The organism is Pseudomonas sp. R4-39-08 (genome assembly GCF_003852275.1).
Classification (GTDB): domain Bacteria; phylum Pseudomonadota; class Gammaproteobacteria; order Pseudomonadales; family Pseudomonadaceae; genus Aquipseudomonas.
Map to the genome: position 1 here is coordinate 3,626,010 of NZ_CP027733.1, position 18,312 is coordinate 3,644,321.

Below are 18,312 nucleotides of genomic sequence, written 5' to 3' on the forward strand. Positions count from 1 at the left end.
TTGATCAATACCCTCGCCCAACTCAAGGCCGGCCAATTGGCCGGTGCGACACGCCTGGACCTAGCCTGCGGGCTGACCGAATTTCCCCGGGAAATCTTCGAACTGGCCGACTCGCTGGAAATCCTCAACCTCACGGGCAACGCCTTGAGCAGCCTGCCCGACGACCTGCACCGCCTCAAACACCTGCGCGTGCTGTTCTGCTCGGATAACGCTTTCACCGAACTGCCGGCATGCCTGGGCCAGTGCGCCGCGCTGAGCATGATCGGCTTCAAGGCCAACCAGATCCGCCACGTACCCGCCGCCGCCCTGCCGCCGCAGTTGCGCTGGCTGATCCTCACCGACAACTGCATCAGCCAGCTGCCCGACGAACTCGGCCAGCGCCCGCTGCTGCAAAAGCTGATGCTGGCCGGCAACCAACTGACGCACTTGCCGCCCAGCCTGGCCCAATGCGAAAACCTCGAGCTGATCCGCATCGCGTCGAACCGCCTGACGCACCTGCCGCACTGGCTGCTGACGCTGCCCAGCCTGACGTGGCTGGCCTATGCCGGCAACCCGGTGGAAATGGCCGTGGACGTGGCCGGTGACGATGAGACAGCGCAGATTCCCTGGGACGAACTGGAACTGGGTGACGTACTCGGCGAAGGCGCCTCGGGGATTATTCGCAAGGCCTTGTGGAAGCCCCGCGCGTTACCCGTCGCGGTCAAACTGTATAAAGGCACGATCACCAGCGACGGCTCGCCGCTGCACGAAATGCAAGCGTGCATCGCCGCCGGGCTGCACCCCAACCTGATCAGTGTGCAGGGGCGCATCGTCGGCCACCCCGCCGATCAGGCCGCGCTGGTGATGGACCTGATCGATCCGAGCTACCGCAACCTCGCGGCGTTACCGAGCCTGGCGTCCTGCACGCGGGATATCTACGAACCGAGCCTGCGCCTGAGCCTCGAGGTGGCGCTGCGCATGGCCCGCGGCATCGCCTCGGTGGCGGCGCACCTGCACCGGCACGGCATTACCCATGGCGACCTGTACGGCCACAATATTTTGTGGAACAGCGCGGGCGAGTGTTTATTGGGGGATTTCGGCGCGGCGTCGTTTCATGCCACGGCGGACACCCTCGAAACCAGGGCGTTGCAGCGCATTGAAGTGCGCGCGTTCGGGGTGTTGTTGGGGGAGTTGCTGGAGCGGGTTGATACGAAGATCGCTGCCGAACTGGAACAGCTGCAAACACGCTGCTGCCAGCCCGATGTGCTGGCGCGCCCGAGCTTCGAAGATATCGAAGCCGTACTGCAATCTTTCCAACACCACTAACCAATGTGGGAGGGGGCTTGCCCCCGATAGCAGTGGGTCAGACACAGATAGTGTGGCTGATACACCGCGATCGGGAGCAAGCCCCCTCCCACATTTTTTACCGCGTTTTAACCCGCCAGGCCGACGAACATATCCTGCACGTCATCGTGGTTGTCCAAGCCTTCCAGGAAGGCTTCGACTTCCGCCATCTGCTCCTCGCTCAAGCCGGTCACCGGGTTCTTCGAGATGTAGCCCAACTTGGCCGACAGCACGGTGAAACCCTGCTCCGGCAAGGCTTTCTGCACCGCATCCAGGTCGGTGGTTTCGGTGATGAACAGGCTGGTGCCAGCTTCTTCGCCGTCTTCGAAATCCTGGGCGCCGGCTTCGATGGCGGCCATTTCCGGGTCAGCGTCCGGGGTGTCCGGCGATGCTTCGATCAGGCCGACGTGGTTGAAGTCCCAGGCCACCGAGCCGGAAGCGCCCAGTTGCCCCTTGCGGAACGCCACGCGGATTTCCGCCACGGTGCGGTTGATGTTGTCGGTGACGCACTCGACGATCAACGGCACCTGGTGGGGGGCGAAACCTTCGTAGGTCACGCGGTGGTACTGCACGGTTTCACCGAGCAGACCGGCGCCCTTCTTGATTGCGCGGTCCAGGGTTTCCTTGGGCATCGAGGCCTTCTTGGCCTGCTCCACCACCAGCCGCAGGTGGGCGTTGGTCGAGGTGTCCGCACCGTTGCGGGCGGCGATGGTGATTTCTTTCACCAGCTTGCCGAAAATCTTGCCCTTGGCATTGGCTGCCGCTTCTTTATGTTTGACTTTCCACTGTGCGCCCATGACTCACTCTCTACTATCCATGGCGCCGAAACGTCTACTGGCCGGCGCTTTGGGGGCAGAGTTTATAGCGCAGCCACGCATCGTTCCACCAAAAAACCCTCAAGGCGCCAACTCGAAAAACGCCTGGATCAAGCGCAGCGACCGGCGCCGCTCCAGGCAGCCGAGACTGTGCCGGTTGAGTAGGCCATCGCCGAGGATCGGCACGGCGTGTACGCGCGGGTCCTGGCTGACCTCTATCGACGACACCACCCCCACCCCCAGCTCGGCGGCAACCGCCTCGGTCACCGCTTCCCGGCTGTCGAGTTCCAGCAGCACCCTGGGCCGCACCTGGGCGGCCAGACACGCGTCATCAAACGTACGCCGGGTGATGGAGCTGGGCTCGCGCAGCACCATGATCACCTCGTTCAACTGCGCCAGCTCAATGCCCTCGGCCTGCGCCGCCCACGGATGCGCGGCCGGCACCAGCGCGCAGATACGCGACTCGCCCAAGGGTTGCAGGTGCAGGCCATTGCGCGGTTCCACTTCGGTCAGCACCGCCACGTCTGCATGCTCCGACAACAAGGCCGCGAGGGTTTCCTGGGCATTGCCCAGGCGCAGGTTCACCGTGATCCCTGGATAGCAGGCCCGCAAGCGGGCGATCATCGGCATCACCAGATGCGGGCCGTCCGCCGCCACTTCCAGGCGCCCGGTGAGCAATTGGCGATTGGCTTCAAGCATGGCCTGCGCCTCGTCGACCAGACCGAAAATCGCGCGGGTGATCGCCGCCAGGCGCGCGCCCTCTTCGGTCAACTCCACTCGCCGCGCGGTGCGGCGCAGCAAGGGAATCTGGTAGTGCTCTTCCAAGGCTTTGATATGCCCGGTCACCGCCGGCTGGCTGATAAACAGCCGAGCTGCCGCCCGGGTAAAACTGCCCTCGCGGGCTACGGCATCGAATGCGCGCAGTTGAAACAGGTTCATGGCTATCGGCCTCACTGATAGCTCGCATAACAACAAACAATTTGATTGATGACAAGCCAAACTGCAATTTAGGCGCCGTAGAGTCGACCCGTTGTTTTACGAGGAGCCAAGATGAGCACTGCCGCGCCAATCCTGCTGACCCCCGGCCCCCTGACCACGTCAAACCGCACCCGTCAGGCGATGATGGTGGACTGGGGTTCATGGGATGAGCGTTTCAACCAACTCACCGCCAGCGTTTGCGAGCAATTGCTGGCGATCATTCAGGGTGCCGAGCGTCATCATTGCGTGCCGTTGCAAGGCAGCGGCACCTTCGCCGTCGAAGCCGCCATCGGCACCCTGGTGCCGCGCAACGGCAAGGTGCTCGTATTGATCAACGGTGCCTACGGCAAGCGCCTGGCGAAAATCTGCGACGTGCTCGGCCGGGCGTTCAGCACCTTTGAAACCCTGGAGGACGCACCCACCGCCGCCGCCGATGTGGACCGCCTGCTGCACGCCGACGCCGCCATCACCCATGTCGCGCTGATCCACTGCGAAACCAGCACCGGCATCCTCAACCCGCTGGCGCAGATCGCCGAGGTGGTCAAACGCCACGGCAAGCGCCTGATCATCGACGCCATGAGCTCCTTCGGGGCATTGCCGATCGACGCCCGCGAAGTGCCGTTCGACGCGCTGATCGCCGCCTCCGGCAAATGCCTGGAAGGCGTGCCGGGCATGGGGTTTGTCTTCGTCGAAAAAACCGCGCTGGCCGCCAGCCGAGGTCAGTCGCACTCCCTGGCGATGGACCTGTTCGACCAGCATCACTACATGGCCCAAACCGGCCAATGGCGCTTCACCCCGCCCACCCACGTGGTCGCGGCCCTGCACGAAGCGCTGCTGCAATACCACGAAGAAGGCGGCCTGCCCGCCCGCTATCAACGCTACGCCGATAACTGCCAGAGACTGCTGGACGGCATGGCCGAACTGCACCTGCGCAGCTTCCTGCCAGCGGCGATCCAGGCACCGATCATCGTCACCTTCCACGCACCGAAAGACCCGCGCTATCAGTTCACGGAATTCTACGAACGGGTCAAGGCCAAGGGTTTCCTCCTGTATCCGGGCAAATTGACCCAGGTCGAGACCTTCCGCGTGGGCTGCATCGGCCAGGTCGATGCCGCAGGCATGCAGGCCGCCGTCAACGCCATCGCCGAGGTATTGCAAGACATGAACTTGCTGGACATCTGACTTCCCCTTACCGACAGGATCTGCACCATGAACTATCAAAACCCCACCACCCTCCAGGCCGTCATCCTCGACTGGGCCGGCACCGTGGTCGACTTCGGCTCGTTTGCGCCCACGCAGATTTTCGTCGAGGCCTTCGCCGAGTTCGGCGTACAGGTTTCCATCGAAGAAGCCCGTGGCCCGATGGGCATGGGCAAGTGGGACCACATCCGCACGCTGTGCGACCAGCCGCAGGTTGCCGAGCGCTACCGCCAGGCGTTCGGTCGCACGCCCACCGACGACGACGTAACGGCCATTTACCAGCGTTTCATGCCGTTGCAGATCGAGAAAATCGCCGAGCACTCGGCGCTGATCCCCGGCGCCCTCGACACCCTTGCCGGGCTGCGCGCGCAGGGCATCAAGATAGGATCCTGCTCCGGCTACCCCAGGCAAGTGATGGACAAAGTAGTCGCCCTGGCCGCCAGCAACGGCTATGTCGCCGATCACGTGGTGTCCACCGACGAAGTCCCCAACGGCCGCCCGTGGCCGGCCCAGGCCCTGGCCAATGTGATCGCGCTGGGCATTGACGATGTGGCGGCGTGCGTGAAGGTCGACGACACCGTGCCGGGCATACTGGAAGGCCGCCGCGCAGGCATGTGGACCGTGGCGCTGACCTGCTCCGGCAACGCCCTGGGCCTGACCTACGAGCAATTTCGGGGCTTGGACAGTGCCACATTGGCCAGCGAGCGCCAGCGTATCGAAGCGCTGTTCGAAGGCTCACGCCCGCACTACCGGGTGGACACCATTACCGAGCTGCCGCAGGTGATCGCCGCTATCAACGCGCGCCTGACGCGTGGGGAAATGCCGCAAAGCGACTGACCGAGGTCAAGGCAACCGCATTCGCAACGGGCGAAGCGCTTGAAACAGGCATACAGTTACCCTACTCCGTCAAAGAACGGAGGCATGCCCTGACAAGTGAGGAACCCAGTAATGCCGTGGAAAAATTCCGATACACGCTACAGCACCATGTCGATTGCGTTGCACTGGTTGATGGTGGTGCTGCTGGCGGTGGTTTATGCCTGCATTGAACTGCGCGGGCAGTTCCCCAAGGGCAGCGGCGCACGCACGCTGATTGTCGAAATGCACTTCATGCTTGGCCTCACCGTGTTCGTGCTGGTGTGGTTGCGCCTGTTCGCGCGCAGCCTGGGCGTTGCACCGAAAATACTGCCGCAGCCGCCGCAATGGCAGAGCCTGCTGGCAACTCTGATGCACGCTGCGCTGTACGCCCTGATGATCGGCATGCCGATTGCCGGTTGGCTGATCGTCAGTGCCGAGGGGCATTCGGTGATGTTCTATGGGATGGAATTGCCGCCGCTGATTGGCGAGAACAAGGCATTGGCCAAGCAGATCGAAGGCTGGCATGTGTGGTTCGGCAAGGCGGGCTATTGGCTGATCGGGCTGCATGCATTGGCGGGGATCTTTCATCATTATGTGCTGCGCGATAACACGGCACTGCGCATGATGCCGGGCCGGAGTGTTCGCTGAGCTAGGCGTTGAAGCCTCGGCGGCCTTGCAAGCCGCCGGTGTGAATGAAGATCAGCCGAGTGCCGGCGGCAAAACGTCCGGCCTCGATCTGCTGCTTCAACGCCAGCAGCGCCTTGCCGGTGTAGAGCGGTTCCAGGGGTATGCCACACGCCTGTTGCGTGCTCTCGATGAATTCGAGCAATAGCGGGTCGACGCTGGCAAAGCCGCCACGGCTGGCGTCAAGCAAGTGGTAGCCGTGCTGCACGATGGCATTGACGTTCTGCGCCACGCCGTGATCAGCCGGCACCGCCATCGCCCCGTACATGGCATGCGCGCCCGCCTCGGCCAGCGCCAGGCCGGCCAGGGTGGTGCCAGTGCCGGCCGCCAGCCACCAGGCGTCGTAGTCGGCCCAGCCCAGGTTCGCCAATTGCGCCCGCGCCTGCTCGAGCAATACCGCGCAACCCAACGCTCCGGTCAATCCGCCACCGCCTTCGGGCACCGGGTACAAATGCGGATACTGCTCACGCCAAGGCAACCAGAACCCCGGCGCATGCCGCTCGCGATAACCGCCATAACCCAGCCAATGCAGGTGCATGCCGAAGGCTTTCAGGTCGAGCACGGTGGGGGTGTCTTGGGCATGGCCGCGCAGCAGGCCGACAGTGGCGAAGCCAAAGCGCTTGCCCGCCGCCGCCAGTGCATGCAGATGGTTGGAGTAAGCCCCGCCGAGGCTGATGATGCCGCTGGCGCCGGCCTGTTGCGCCTGGGCCAGGTGGCCGCTGAGCTTGAACCATTTGTTGCCGCTGATCAGCGGGTCGATGCGGTCCAGGCGCAGTACGGCCAACTCGACGCCTTGCAGCCAGTCCAGTTGCACCGGTTCAAGAGGAGCATGGGGGAGCCAGTCGAAAGGACCCATGAGCGCGCATCTGCCTGAAAAAAGAGCGGCAGTCTATCACCGCTCCCGTTCTTCACAGCTCCTGTGCTTCAAAGCTCGGCGGCGAGACGCGAGCCCTGGTTGATGGCGCGCTTGGCGTCCAGTTCGGCCGCCACATCGGCACCGCCAATCAGGTGCACGTGCTGCCCGGCGGCGACCAGGCCGTCGTGCAGTTCGCGCAGCGGGTCCTGGCCGGCGCAGATGACGATGTTGTCCACCGCCAGCACCTGGGGCTCGCCCTCGGCACCGATGCGGATGTGCAGGCCTTCATCATCGATCTTCAGGTATTCGACGCTGTTAAGCATCTGCACCTGTTTGTTCTTCAAGCCGGTGCGGTGGATCCAGCCGGTGGTCTTGCCCAGGCCGTCGCCGACCTTGGACGCCTTGCGTTGCAGCAGGAACACCTCACGCGCCGGCGCATGCCGCTCGGGCTTGATCCCGGCCACGCCGCCACGGGCCTCAAGCAGGGTGTCGATGCCCCACTCCTTCCAGAACGCTTCACGGTCCAGGCTGGTAGACACGCCCTGATGCACCAGGAATTCCGACACGTCGAACCCGATGCCGCCAGCGCCGATCACCGCCACACGCTTGCCCACCGGCTTGCGCTCGAGGATCACATCCAGGTAACTCAGCACCTTGGCGTGCTCCACACCGGGGATCGCCGGGGTACGCGGCGCGATACCGGTGGCCAGGATCACCTCGTCATAACCGCCCGCCACCAGTTGCGCCACGTCGACACGGGTGTCGAGGCACAGCTCGACATGGGTGGTCTGCAATTTGCGCTTGAAGTAACGCAGGGTTTCAAAGAACTCTTCCTTGCCCGGCACACGCTTGGCGATGTTGAACTGGCCGCCGATCTCGCTGGCGGAATCGAACAGCGTCACCTGGTGGCCGCGCTCGGCGGCCACCGTTGCCGCCGCCAGGCCTGCGGGGCCGGCGCCGACTACCGCGATTTTCTTGATCTGCTTGACCGGCAGGTAGTTGAGCTCGGTTTCATAGCACGCCCGCGGGTTGACCAGGCAAGTGGTCAGCTTGCCGCCGAAGGTGTGGTCCAGGCACGCCTGGTTGCAGCCGATGCAGGTGTTGATCTCGTCGGCGCGCCCGGCCGCGGCCTTGTTGACAAACTCCGGGTCGGCGAGGAACGGCCGCGCCATGGAGACCATGTCGGCATCGCCTTCGGCGAGGATCTGCTCGGCGACTTCGGGAGTGTTAATGCGGTTGGTGGTGATCAACGGGATCTGTACCGCCCCGCGCAATTTGGCGGTGACCTTGCTGAACGCCCCGCGCGGCACCTTGGTGGCGATGGTCGGAATGCGCGCTTCATGCCAGCCGATGCCGGTGTTGATCAGGGTCGCGCCGGCCTGCTCGATGGCCTTGGCCAGTTGCACGACTTCGTCCCAGACGCTGCCGCCCTCGACCAGGTCGAGCATCGACAGGCGGAAGATAATGATGAAATTCGGGCCTACCGCTTCACGCACCCGGCGCACGATTTCCACGGCCAGGCGCATGCGGTTTTCAAAGCTGCCGCCCCAACGGTCGGTGCGGTGGTTGGTGTGGGCGGCGAGGAACTGGTTGATGAAGTAGCCTTCGGAACCCATGATTTCCACGCCGTCGTACTCGGCGACCTGGGCCAGCAGCGAGCAGGTGACGAAATCCTGGATCTGCTTCTCGATGCCCTCCTCGTCCAGCTCCTTGGGCTTGAACGGGTTGATCGGCGCCTGGATCGCGCTCGGCGCCACTTGCTTGGGGCCGTAGGCATAACGCCCGGCGTGCAAAATCTGCATGCAGATCTTGCCACCGGCGTCGTGCACGGCCTGGGTGACGATCTTGTGTTTTTGCGCTTCCTCGTCGGTGGTCAGCTTGGCCGCACCGGCATACACGCCGCCTTCATCGTTCGGGCCGATGCCGCCGGTCACCATCAGGCCGACGCCGCCACGGGCACGCTCGGCGAAGTAAGCCGCCATGCGCTCGAAACCGCCGGGCTTTTCTTCCAGGCCAGTGTGCATGGAGCCCATCAGGGTGCGGTTGCGCAGGGTGGTAAAACCCAGGTCCAACGGGGCCAGCAAATGCGGGTAGGCAGCAGCGGTCATGGTACAGCTCCACAACGGATCATCACGGGACGTGGAGGGCTCGAATGGCACCCCATCGGTTATGTCCCACAGACTAAGAGGCGATCACCTACCGCTCAATGACTGAAACTGACAAGTTATTGATCCAAATGCACAGCACCCCTTGGCAAGCCAGGCCATGGGCCCTACCCTAGTCGCGAACCCTGCCCCCGGTGTGTTGTCTGTTGCCCCATGCGTAAATTACTCGTGTTCACCGTCTCCATGGCCCTGGTTGCCGCCCTTGCCGCGTATCTGGTCTGGACCCAGGAGCGCCCCGTGGGGCATTACCTGTCAGACCTGCGCATCACCCTCGCCGTCAACGAAGGCCAGCCGGCCGAGCGTGGCAACCTGCTGGGCATCCAGCCGGAGCTGTTCCCTGCCGACTACCAGAGCCTGGAACGCCTGCACTTGAAGCTCTCGGCCTATCTGCAAAAGGCCCGTGAGCTGGGCTTGATCAACGACAAGACCATCGTGGTGCTGCCCGAGCACATCGGCACCTGGCTGATGCTGGGCGGCGAGAAAAACGAGCTGTACCAGGCGCCTCATCTCAGGGACGCGATGAACTGGTTGTCCGTCAGCAACCCGGTGCAGTTCATGCGCGCCTGGATCAGCGCCACCGGCGAGAACCGCATGGACGATGCGTATTTGCGCATGAAAGCACCGGGCATGGCGCGTGATTACCAGGTGCTGTTCGGTGGCCTGGCCAAGGAGTTCGGCGTGACCCTGGTGGCCGGCTCCATCGCCCTGCCCAACCCGAGTGTGAGTCTGGGGCAACTGCAGGTCGGGCACGGCGCGCTGTACAACGTCAGCCTGGTGTTTGCCGCCGATGGTTTGCCCCTGGGCCAGCCGCAACGTCAGCTGTATCCGATCTACGACGAACGCGGCTTTATCGAGCCCGGCGATGAAAACATCGTCAGCGTGGTCGACACCCCGGCCGGGCGCCTGGGCATCCTGATCGGCAGCGACAGCTGGTACCCGGATAACTACCGCAAGCTCAACGATCAAGGCGCCCAATTGATTGCAGTGCCGGCCTACGTGACCGGCCGCGACACCTGGGACCGCCCGTGGCGCGGTTTCAAGAGCGTGTCGACGCCGTCGGAAGTCAGCCTCAAGCCCGAAGAAACCAGCGAGGGCGAAGCCTGGCGTCGCCTGACGTTGATCAGCCAGCCACCGATCAGCCAAGCCACGGCGGGCATGAGCGTGTTTTTGCGTGGGCAGTTCTGGGACCTGGGCAGCGCCGGGCAAAGCTTTCTCAGCCGCAACGGGCAACTGTTCGCCGATGGCGATGCCCGTGGCGCGCGCCTGCTGAATATCTGGCTGTAACCGCGTGAAGCCGGTGCGCCTGGGGGATTTGTCGGTGGGCTTCGTGCACACCCTGGCCGATGCCGTGCACAGCCACGGCCTGGACCCGCAACCCCTACTGCTGCAATACGGCCTGGACCCAGCCCGCTTGGCCGAAGCGGGCGCGCGCTTGTCGATCCCGCGCTATATGCGCCTGGGCCATGCGGCCATTCAGCTGACTGGCGACCCAGGCCTGGGCCTGCGCATGGGCCAGCTCAGCCGCCTGAGCCAGGCCGGGCTCGCCGGTGTCACCGCGGCCCAGGCGCCGAATGTGCGCGAAGCCGCGCGTACGCTGACGCGTTTCGAACCCTTGTATGGCTCCAACTACCGTGGGCAATCGAGTTTTCATGAGGACGCCGAAGGTGCCTGGCTGCGGTTCTATTCGATCAGCCCCTACAACGCCTACAACCGCTTTGTGGTGGACTCGATCATCGCCGGCTGGCTGCATCAACTGTCGAGCCTGGCGCAACAAAGGGTGCAGGCCCAGCGCATCGAAATCGAGTTCGAAGCTCCCGAGTACAGTGAGCGGTATGACGTGCTGGGGGCCGCACCGTTGCAGTTCGGTGCCGAGAACAATCAACTGCGCCTCAGCCAACCTACCCTCGCCCTGCGCAACCCGCACCACTGCCCGAGTACCTGGCAGCTGTTGCTGCAACTGTGTGAACGGGAACTGGAGCAGCTGACCCGCACCCGCAGCCTGCGCGAGCGCATTACCCGGTTGCTCGGGCCGATGCTCAATGGCGGCCGGGAACCCGACCTGGAAGAAGTGGCGGCACGCTTGAAGCTGCCCACCTGGACACTGCGCCGCAAACTGGCCGACGAGGGCACCCAGTTCCGTGCGATTCTCAACGACACCCGCCGCGACCTGGCCATGACCTACATTCGCGATACGGAACTGGCTTTCGGCGAGATCGCCTACTTGCTCGGTTTCGCCTCAGCCCAAGCCTTCCAACGCGCCTTCAGGCGCTGGAACAACCAGACCCCAGGGGAATTTCGCCGCAGTCAGCGGCATTCCGCCTGAAGTCGGGCTTACAGCTCGGTGGCATCGTCGACCGGGTCCAGCGGGTCGAATTCGAATGCCTGGTACTCCAATAGTTCTTCCTGGTAATCGTCCATGGGGGACTCCTTGTTGAGTTAAAAGCAGCCGCACGATTAATGACCTGCACGATCAGCCTAAAGTGCCGTCATGACGAAAAAATGTCTGCGCCATGACGTTCCTGCACTCGAAGATTAAACGCGTCGGCGGCGGACAGATTTAGCGGATTAGCGCTGACGCGCAATTGCAATCATTGCAATTGCAATTACAAGTCGAATTCCATTAGGGTAGGCCCTCTGTTGTCAGGAGCCACGCCCATGCCCGCCTCTACCGCGAATGCAGCGCAATTGTGCATCGACGCACTCACCCCCTGCGCGCACGCGCGCAACTCGCCGCTGTACACGGTCATGACCATGGCCAACACCTTGGAATCGAGCCGCCAGGCCTGGGTGATTCGCGGGCAGTCACGCAGTCGGCGCGTGGGCAGCTGGCCCACCTGGTTTGCGCGCAACACCGGCGAAAAACCGCTGCTCTACCTGCACAGCGTGACGTCGTCCGCGCAGCTGTGCGCATTGTCAGACCAGACCGCCCAGCGCGGCATCTTGTGCAACGACAGCGAAACCCAGCCATCGCCTTGGCCGAAGGGCGCGCAGCCGTCGTTGCCATTGTGGCTGTCGGCCAATCCACGCTGCACGCCCTACGACCCCGCCTCAGGCGAAGAAGCACAGGCGATCGTGCTGGCGGGGTTGCGCACGTTATACGTCGATGGCACGCCGGGTTTTTATTACCTGGCGTTGCATGATCAGCAAAGCGCCATCGCATCGCAGACGCTGGACTGTGAAAGCACGGTCAAGGGCATGTACTCCGTGCGGCGACCGGGCGCAGGGGCGGCAGTGCGCCTGCTCGGTGCCGGCCGGGCACTGGAGGAGGTGATACACGCGGCGCAGTTGCTGGAAGATGAATGGGGCATTGCGGCGCACGTCTGGAGTTGCCCCAGTTACACCCGGTTGGCTCGCGAGGCGGCGGCCGCTGAGCGCTGGAACCGCCTGCATCCGCGCGCGCCCAGGCGCAGCTGCCATCTGCGCGACTGCCTGGCGGGGAGCCGGGCCCCGGTGGTTGCCGTCACCGGCTACCCGCAGGCGGTTGTCGATCAGTTGGCGGCGCATGTGGATACGCGCTTCGTGGCGCTGGGCGCAGGCTCGGTACAGGCAGCCGCACCGAACCGGTATTGGATTGCGGTGTTGGCGCTCAAAGCGTTGGCCGATGAGGGGCATCTGGACACACAAAGGGTGGAAAACGCCCTGCAGCGCTATCACTTGAAATGACGGGAATGCAGCCTCTTTCTCACTTCATCAGGTTTTGCGCCGGCCACGAGTTTGCACAGCGGCACCCATCGCCAACCCTGCCGTACGCTCCAGCGCATCGGCAAAGGCCTGGCGATGCTCGGGCTCGATCTGCGACAGGAACAGCTCGTCCACGGTGCTTTCGTAGATTTTCCACATTTTTTTGCGCAGGGTACGGCCCGCCTCGGTGATCGAGGCAAACGCCGCCCGGCCATCGCCGTCGGAACGCGAGCGCACCACCAAGCCGTCTTTTTCCAGGCGGTCGACCAGGCGCGTGAGGTTGTAACGCTCGATGGCCAGTACATCGGCCAGTTCATGCATACGGCGAGTGCCCTCAGGACCGCTCTCCAGTCCCCACAACGCGTCGTACCAGGCGTACGGCGGCAGTTGCGCCTCGGCCAACCGGCGCTCGATTTCACGGATGACCGTCCTGTGGGCCCTGACAAAACGGAACCATACATCAGGCTCTTTCGACGACATGCAACACCATCCGGGGAATTTCAAGAAGGTTGCAATAGTAGCTCATCCCGGGCTAAATTCGGACATGTCGTTGCAATTGCAACTATAACCGCGCCACGCCCACAAGGCATTCGCCGCCTGGAATCCGCTTACCCTGGAGCCTCATATGAACCCGAATAACGCCGCGTCCCTGGACAACGATCCACAGGAAACCCGCGAGTGGCTGGACTCCATCGAATCGGTGCTGTCGGCCGAAGGCCGCCCCCGCGCCCACTACCTGATCGATCAGTTGCTGGATTTCGACGTCGCGCGCCACGGCGACTTTTACGGACGGGTGACCACCCCTTACGTCAATACCATTGCCGTCGATCGCCAGGTGCCCTACCCCGGCAATCTGGACATCGAACGCCGGACCAATGCGTTTATCCGCTGGAATGCCATGGCGATGGTTTTGCGTGCAGGCAAACACTCCGGCGTGGGTGGGCATATCGCCACCTATGCGTCAGCCGCAGTGCTGTACGACGTAGGCTTCGACCATTTCTTCCGTGGCCGAACCGACACCTTCGACGGCGATCTGGTGTACATCCAGGGCCATTCCTCCCCTGGTATCTATGGCCGCGCATATCTGGAAGGCCGTATCAACGAAGCCCAACTGGATAACTTTCGCCGCGAGGCCGGCGGCGAAGGCCTGTCGTCATACCCTCACCCACGGCTGATGCCGGACTTCTGGCAATTCCCTACGGTTTCCATGGGGCTCGGGCCGATCACTGCCGCGTACCAGGCGCGCTTCATGCGTTACCTGGAGTTTCGCGACCTCAAGCCACACCAGGGGCGCAAGGTCTGGGCGTTCCTGGGCGATGGCGAAATGGATCAGCCGGAATCCCTGGCCGCCATTTCCGTCGCGGGCCGTGAAAAACTCGACAACCTGATCTTTGTGGTCAACTGCAACCTGCAGCGCCTGGACGGCCCGGTGCGCGGTAATGCCAAGGTGATCCAGGAGTTCGAGAGCCTGTACCGCGCCGCAGGCTGGAATGTGATCAAGGTAATCTGGGGCGGTGGCTGGGATGCGCTGCTGGAAAAGGACCACAGCGGCCTGCTGCGCCAACGCATGATGGAATGCGTGGACGGCGACTACCAGAATTACAAATCCCAGAATGGCGCCTACGTACGCGAACATTTCTTCGGCAAATACCCGGAGTTGCTGGCGCTGGTTGCAGATATGTCCGACGACGATATCTGGAAACTCTCACGGGGCGGGCATGACCCGGACAAGGTCTACAACGCTTACGCCGCCGCCGTGCGGCACAAGGGCCAGCCCACGGTGATCCTGGCCAAGACTGTAAAAGGCTTCGGCATGGGCGAAGCCGGCGAAGGCCAGAACATCAACCATCAATTGAAAAAGATGGGGGCCGACGCGGTGAAAGCCTTCCGTGACCGCTTCGGGCTGGAAGTGGCCGATGACCAGCTCGACGAAATCCCCTACCTCAAACCCGCCGCCGACAGTGCCGAAGCCCGCTACTTTGCCGCCCGACGCCAGGCCCTGGGCGGCTATGTGCCCGCTCGGCACAGCGGCGTCGCACCGTTGACGATCCCGCCGCTGTCCGCCTTCGCTACCCAGCTCAAGGACACCGGCGAGCGTGCGATTTCCACCACCATGGCGTTCGTGCGCATCCTCGGCACGCTGCTCAAGGACCCACATCTGAGCAAGCTGATCGTCCCCATCGTGCCGGATGAGTCACGCACCTTCGGCATGGAAAGCCTGTTCCGGCAGATCGGCATCCACTCCGCCGTCGGCCAGCTGTACACCCCGCAGGACGCTGGGCAACTGAGCTACTACAAGGAGAGCAAGGACGGACAGATCATGCAGGAAGGCCTGAATGAATCGGGTGCCATTTCCTCATGGATCGCGGCAAGTACGTCCTACAGCAACCACGGCCTGATGACCGTGCCTTTCTATATCTTCTATTCGATGTTCGGCTTCCAGCGCGTCGGCGACCTGGCCTGGGCGGCCGGTGATGCGCGGGCCCGCGGTTTTCTGCTGGGGGCCACGGCCGGGCGCACTACCCTGATGGGCGAAGGCTTGCAACATGACGACGGGCATAGCCATATCCTGGCGTCAGTGATTCCGTGCTGCGTGGCCTATGATCCGACCTTTGCCTACGAGCTGGCGGTGATCATTCGCGAGGGCATGCGCCGTATGTATGTCGAGCAAGAAGACATTTATTACTACATCACCTTGCTCAACGAAAACTACCCGCACCCGGCGATCCCCGAAGGCGTGGAGGATGGCATTCTCAAAGGTATGTACCCGTTGAGCACACACCCCGACGCACAGGTGCAATTGATGGGCAGCGGTTCGATTTTGCGCGAAGTGATCGCCGCAGCGGCCCTGCTTGAGCAGGATTTTGCCGTGCACAGTGACGTATGGAGCGCCACCAGCCTGACTGAGCTGCGCCGTGACGGGCACGCAACAGAACGCTGGAACCTGCTGCATCCGGAGGGTGAGCCACGCCTGAGCTACGTGGAGCAGTGCCTCGTCGGTAAAGCCGGGCCAATGGTGGTGGCAACGGACTACATGAAGTTATTCGCAGACCAGATCCGCCCTTTCGTACACGGCCGCCGCTTTGTGGCATTGGGAACCGATGGTTTCGGGCAGTCGGATACGCGGGAAGCTTTGCGCGAGTTTTTTGAAGTGGATCGACACTTCATTGTGCTGGCGGCCCTGAAAGCACTGGCAGATGACGGCGTGATAGGCCGTGACAAAGTCGTGGAGGCCATCAGCCGCTACGGGATCAATGCCGACAAGGCAGACCCCGTAGCGGTGTGAGTCACTGCGCAGGCGTTGGCAGGGGTGGAATCGCCTCCGTCGGCGCTGGCAGGTTCGGGTTGGTCGGTGCCGGCGCGGGTTCTGCTGCCGGGGCCGGTGCGGTGTCCGGTACGGGCTCCGGCGCTACGCTCGGCGCGATCGGTGCGGCTTCGGCTGGCGGTGCGAGCGGTTGCGCAGCGGCAGGCGTTGCCGGTGTCTCCTGGGGCGCCTCGACCTTCTCGGCGGCCGGTGCGGCCTTGGGTTCAGGCATGCCAAGCTCATCCTTGGGCTTTTCGGGGATGTGCGCAGCCTGCTTCACTTCCTGGGGCAGGAACACATCCACCAACGCAAAGTAACGCTCATAGAACTTGGGCGCCGAAACGGTCTCGCTCGCCACCTTGACCATCGAGTCATCGGTGGAGCCGATCGGCATCGACACCGAACCCAGTACCCCTACCCCGAGACTCGCGGAGTTGTTGACCTTCTTCAGCGCATAGCGATCCTGCAAGGCGTTGGCAAACATCGTCGAATGATTGCTGCCTTTGCCATCCGCGGCGCACACCACGTTGAAGCTGATCTGCAGGTGGCTTTCGCCGGTCTGCTGGAAACTCTTGTTACCGGCCACCAGCTTCGGGTCGCTGCTGGTGATGATATAGCCCTGGCTCAGCAGGGCACGGCGCGCGGCTTCACAGGCCGCCACATCGCTTACCGGGTAATCGCGGGAAAACGTACCGGAATCGTCGAAATTCTCATGTTCGTAAATAGCGGTCTTGGGCGACGAGCAACCCGCCGCGCCCGCCAGCACCAGCGCCAACCCTAGGTTTCGCAAGTGAAATGATGTCGACATCGAAAATCCTGAGAAAAACAGTCCGGGCGGTATTGTGCAACAGAACGAGGCGCTGGCGCGCGCATTCCTGTCGGTAAAACGTCACAGGCCTTGGGACCGGTGCCGCTGACTATGACAAGTTTGTTTACAACTTATTCCCCAACTTCCTATTATCGCCCTGGGTGCGCTGCTGCATACGGCACAGCGCAGGTTAAAGGATAAGCGTTGGTCGGGCCGCCAATGGAGATTTGTCGTGCCTGATAAACACCCCGCCATCCCTCGCCCTCAGCGTTTGACCGAGGGCGCACTGTCGGCCCTTGAGCGCTTTTCACGGATTGAAGCCGTCAGCGGCATCGTTCTGCTGCTGGCTGCCATCGTCGCGTTGATCTGGGCCAACAGCCCGGCGGCCGACACCTATGAGCACTTCTGGAATACGCCGGTCACCCTTGGGTTGGGCGAATACAGCGTGTCGCGCTCCCTGCATTTTCTGGTCAACGATGGCCTGATGACCATCTTTTTCCTGGTGGTGGGCGCCGAGATCCGTCAGGAAATCAAGGACGGCGCGCTCGCCAGCCTGAAGCTGGCCACACTGCCATTGGGCGCTGCGCTGGGCGGCGTACTGATGCCGGCGCTCATTTACACCCTGCTCAACCACGGCACCGCCGCCGCCAGTGGCTGGGCCGTGCCCACCGCGACAGATATCGCGTTTGCCGTCGGCGTGCTGGCACTGTTGGGCAAGTCGATTCCCGGCGGCGTGCGTATTTTACTGCTGGCCCTGGCGATTATCGATGACATCGTGGCGATCCTGATCATTGCCGTTTTCTTCACCGCCAGCCTCGATTACATGGGGCTGGTGATTGCCGTCGCCGGGCTGGCGCTGGTGCTGGTTTTCCAGCGCATGGGCATCAGCAAGGCCGCGATCTACCTGTTGCCTGGAGCGATTGTGTGGTTCGGCCTGCTCAAGACCGGCGTTCACCCGACGCTCGCCGGCGTGATCCTGGGGCTGATGACGCCCGTCAACTCCAAGCCCACCACCGAACGCCCGCTGGACACCATAGGCCGCACGCTCAACGAATTGATGGAGCGCTTTTCCCAGTCGCCTGAAGGCCCAGGGCACGTTACCCAGCCGTTGAAGCAATTGCGCGAAGCACAGCGGGAAATATTACCGCCAGTGCAGCGGGTCCAATCGGCGCTGCATCCATGGGTGGCGTTCGGCGTGATGCCGTTGTTTGCCCTGGCCAACGCGGGTGTCAGCTTGAGCGGCTTCAACCTGGACGATCCCCTGCCCCAGGGTGTGTTCATGGGCGTCATCTTCGCCCTGGTGCTGGGCAAACCCATTGGCGTGATGCTGGCAAGCTTCACGCTGGTCAAGCTCAACCTCTGCAAGCTGCCGGACGGCGTTACCTGGACGGGTGTGGGCCTGGTGGGTCTGCTGGCGGGGATTGGTTTCACAATGTCGATCTTCATCTCCTCCCTGGCGTTCTCCGACCCGGCTTTGCTGGCGGCGGCCAAGCTGAGCGTATTGACGGCCTCGACCCTGGCGGCGGTCATCGGCCTGAGCTGGGGCAAGCTCAAGTTCTCGGGCAAGCGGACTTGAGAACGAAGCGTCGCGGGCTTTAACGCGCGCAAAAAAAGACCCCGGCCTTTTCAGGACGGGGTCTTTT

15 protein-coding genes are annotated in these 18,312 nt (G+C 63.0%); 9 read left to right on the forward strand and 6 right to left on the reverse strand.

Translation table 11 applies throughout. The features are described from left to right. The first annotated feature begins 3 nt into the window (after window positions 1-3). Window positions 4-1,305, forward strand: a complete 1,302-nt coding sequence (locus tag C4J88_RS16760; protein WP_124408640.1) for a protein kinase — start codon at window positions 4-6, stop codon at window positions 1,303-1,305. A gap of 107 nt (window positions 1,306-1,412) precedes the next feature. On the opposite strand, the gene C4J88_RS16765 is transcribed toward C4J88_RS16760, so the two are convergent. Continuing rightward, window positions 1,413-2,120 (reverse strand): YebC/PmpR family DNA-binding transcriptional regulator, encoded by a 708-nt coding sequence (locus tag C4J88_RS16765; RefSeq protein ID WP_124367488.1) that lies wholly within the window; start codon window positions 2,118-2,120, stop codon window positions 1,413-1,415. A gap of 99 nt (window positions 2,121-2,219) precedes the next feature. Then, window positions 2,220-3,077, reverse strand: a complete 858-nt coding sequence (locus C4J88_RS16770) for a LysR substrate-binding domain-containing protein (protein ID WP_124407596.1) — start codon at window positions 3,075-3,077, stop codon at window positions 2,220-2,222. A gap of 111 nt (window positions 3,078-3,188) precedes the next feature. Between C4J88_RS16770 and C4J88_RS16775 the strand changes: the two genes are divergently transcribed. The 3 genes from C4J88_RS16775 (at window position 3,189) to C4J88_RS16785 (ending at window position 5,819) form a co-directional block, all read left to right on the forward strand. After that, window positions 3,189-4,298 carry a 2-aminoethylphosphonate--pyruvate transaminase gene (locus C4J88_RS16775; RefSeq protein WP_124407597.1) on the forward strand — a complete coding sequence of 370 codons (1,110 nt, stop codon included), beginning with the start codon at window positions 3,189-3,191 and terminating at the stop codon, window positions 4,296-4,298. Between the two features lie 27 nt (window positions 4,299-4,325). After that, entirely contained in the window at window positions 4,326-5,153 is an 828-nt protein-coding gene (phnX, locus tag C4J88_RS16780) for a phosphonoacetaldehyde hydrolase (RefSeq protein WP_124407598.1), read from the forward strand. A gap of 111 nt (window positions 5,154-5,264) precedes the next feature. Continuing rightward, a complete protein-coding gene (locus C4J88_RS16785; RefSeq protein ID WP_124363371.1) occupies window positions 5,265-5,819 on the forward strand; it encodes a cytochrome b in 555 nt (184 codons plus the stop codon). A gap of 1 nt (window position 5,820) precedes the next feature. Here C4J88_RS16785 and C4J88_RS16790 read toward each other — a convergent pair whose 3' ends face one another. Continuing rightward, the gene (locus C4J88_RS16790; RefSeq protein ID WP_124407599.1) at window positions 5,821-6,711 is read right to left on the reverse strand and encodes a 1-aminocyclopropane-1-carboxylate deaminase/D-cysteine desulfhydrase; all 891 of its coding nucleotides are present in this window, start codon (window positions 6,709-6,711) and stop codon (window positions 5,821-5,823) included. A gap of 68 nt (window positions 6,712-6,779) precedes the next feature. After that, entirely contained in the window at window positions 6,780-8,819 is a 2,040-nt protein-coding gene (locus C4J88_RS16795) for an NADPH-dependent 2,4-dienoyl-CoA reductase (protein ID WP_124407600.1), read from the reverse strand. Window positions 8,820-9,029: 210 nt separating this feature from the next. Between C4J88_RS16795 and C4J88_RS16800 the strand changes: the two genes are divergently transcribed. The 3 genes from C4J88_RS16800 (at window position 9,030) to C4J88_RS16810 (ending at window position 12,539) form a co-directional block, all read left to right on the forward strand. Further along, complete coding sequence (locus tag C4J88_RS16800; protein ID WP_124407601.1) at window positions 9,030-10,160, forward strand: carbon-nitrogen hydrolase family protein; 1,131 nt, start codon at window positions 9,030-9,032, stop codon at window positions 10,158-10,160. Window positions 10,161-10,164: 4 nt separating this feature from the next. Beyond that, window positions 10,165-11,199 (forward strand): AraC family transcriptional regulator, encoded by a 1,035-nt coding sequence (locus C4J88_RS16805; protein ID WP_124407602.1) that lies wholly within the window; start codon window positions 10,165-10,167, stop codon window positions 11,197-11,199. Window positions 11,200-11,531: 332 nt separating this feature from the next. Then, window positions 11,532-12,539 (forward strand): pyruvate dehydrogenase, encoded by a 1,008-nt coding sequence (locus C4J88_RS16810; RefSeq protein ID WP_124407603.1) that lies wholly within the window; start codon window positions 11,532-11,534, stop codon window positions 12,537-12,539. 27 nt (window positions 12,540-12,566) lie between these two features. Here the strand turns inward: C4J88_RS16810 and C4J88_RS16815 are convergent, their stop codons facing one another. After that, a complete protein-coding gene (locus tag C4J88_RS16815; RefSeq protein ID WP_124404605.1) occupies window positions 12,567-13,037 on the reverse strand; it encodes a MarR family winged helix-turn-helix transcriptional regulator in 471 nt (156 codons plus the stop codon). A 145-nt stretch (window positions 13,038-13,182) separates the two neighbouring features. Here C4J88_RS16815 and aceE point away from each other — a divergent pair, with 145 nt between their 5' ends. Then, window positions 13,183-15,843 (forward strand): pyruvate dehydrogenase (acetyl-transferring), homodimeric type, encoded by a 2,661-nt coding sequence (gene aceE / locus C4J88_RS16820; RefSeq protein WP_124407604.1) that lies wholly within the window; start codon window positions 13,183-13,185, stop codon window positions 15,841-15,843. A 1-nt stretch (window position 15,844) separates the two neighbouring features. Here aceE and C4J88_RS16825 read toward each other — a convergent pair whose 3' ends face one another. Beyond that, window positions 15,845-16,669 (reverse strand): DUF2242 domain-containing protein, encoded by an 825-nt coding sequence (locus C4J88_RS16825; protein ID WP_124363379.1) that lies wholly within the window; start codon window positions 16,667-16,669, stop codon window positions 15,845-15,847. Window positions 16,670-16,901: 232 nt separating this feature from the next. Here C4J88_RS16825 and nhaA point away from each other — a divergent pair, with 232 nt between their 5' ends. Next, the gene (gene nhaA, locus C4J88_RS16830; protein ID WP_124407605.1) at window positions 16,902-18,245 is read left to right on the forward strand and encodes a Na+/H+ antiporter NhaA; all 1,344 of its coding nucleotides are present in this window, start codon (window positions 16,902-16,904) and stop codon (window positions 18,243-18,245) included. Window positions 18,246-18,312 lie beyond the last annotated feature (67 nt).

Coding starts and splice junctions, on each gene's coding strand:
- C4J88_RS16825 (WP_124363379.1), bottom strand. CDS start 16,669: ATGTCGACATCATTTCACTTGCGAAACCTAGGGTTGGCGCTGGTGCTG.
- C4J88_RS16795 (WP_124407600.1), bottom strand. CDS start 8,819: ATGACCGCTGCTGCCTACCCGCATTTGCTGGCCCCGTTGGACCTGGGT.
- phnX (WP_124407598.1), top strand. CDS start 4,326: ATGAACTATCAAAACCCCACCACCCTCCAGGCCGTCATCCTCGACTGG.
- C4J88_RS16785 (WP_124363371.1), top strand. CDS start 5,265: ATGCCGTGGAAAAATTCCGATACACGCTACAGCACCATGTCGATTGCG.
- C4J88_RS16765 (WP_124367488.1), bottom strand. CDS start 2,120: ATGGGCGCACAGTGGAAAGTCAAACATAAAGAAGCGGCAGCCAATGCC.
- C4J88_RS16810 (WP_124407603.1), top strand. CDS start 11,532: ATGCCCGCCTCTACCGCGAATGCAGCGCAATTGTGCATCGACGCACTC.
- C4J88_RS16770 (WP_124407596.1), bottom strand. CDS start 3,077: ATGAACCTGTTTCAACTGCGCGCATTCGATGCCGTAGCCCGCGAGGGC.
- C4J88_RS16815 (WP_124404605.1), bottom strand. CDS start 13,037: ATGTCGTCGAAAGAGCCTGATGTATGGTTCCGTTTTGTCAGGGCCCAC.
- C4J88_RS16800 (WP_124407601.1), top strand. CDS start 9,030: ATGCGTAAATTACTCGTGTTCACCGTCTCCATGGCCCTGGTTGCCGCC.
- C4J88_RS16790 (WP_124407599.1), bottom strand. CDS start 6,711: ATGGGTCCTTTCGACTGGCTCCCCCATGCTCCTCTTGAACCGGTGCAA.
- aceE (WP_124407604.1), top strand. CDS start 13,183: ATGAACCCGAATAACGCCGCGTCCCTGGACAACGATCCACAGGAAACC.
- C4J88_RS16775 (WP_124407597.1), top strand. CDS start 3,189: ATGAGCACTGCCGCGCCAATCCTGCTGACCCCCGGCCCCCTGACCACG.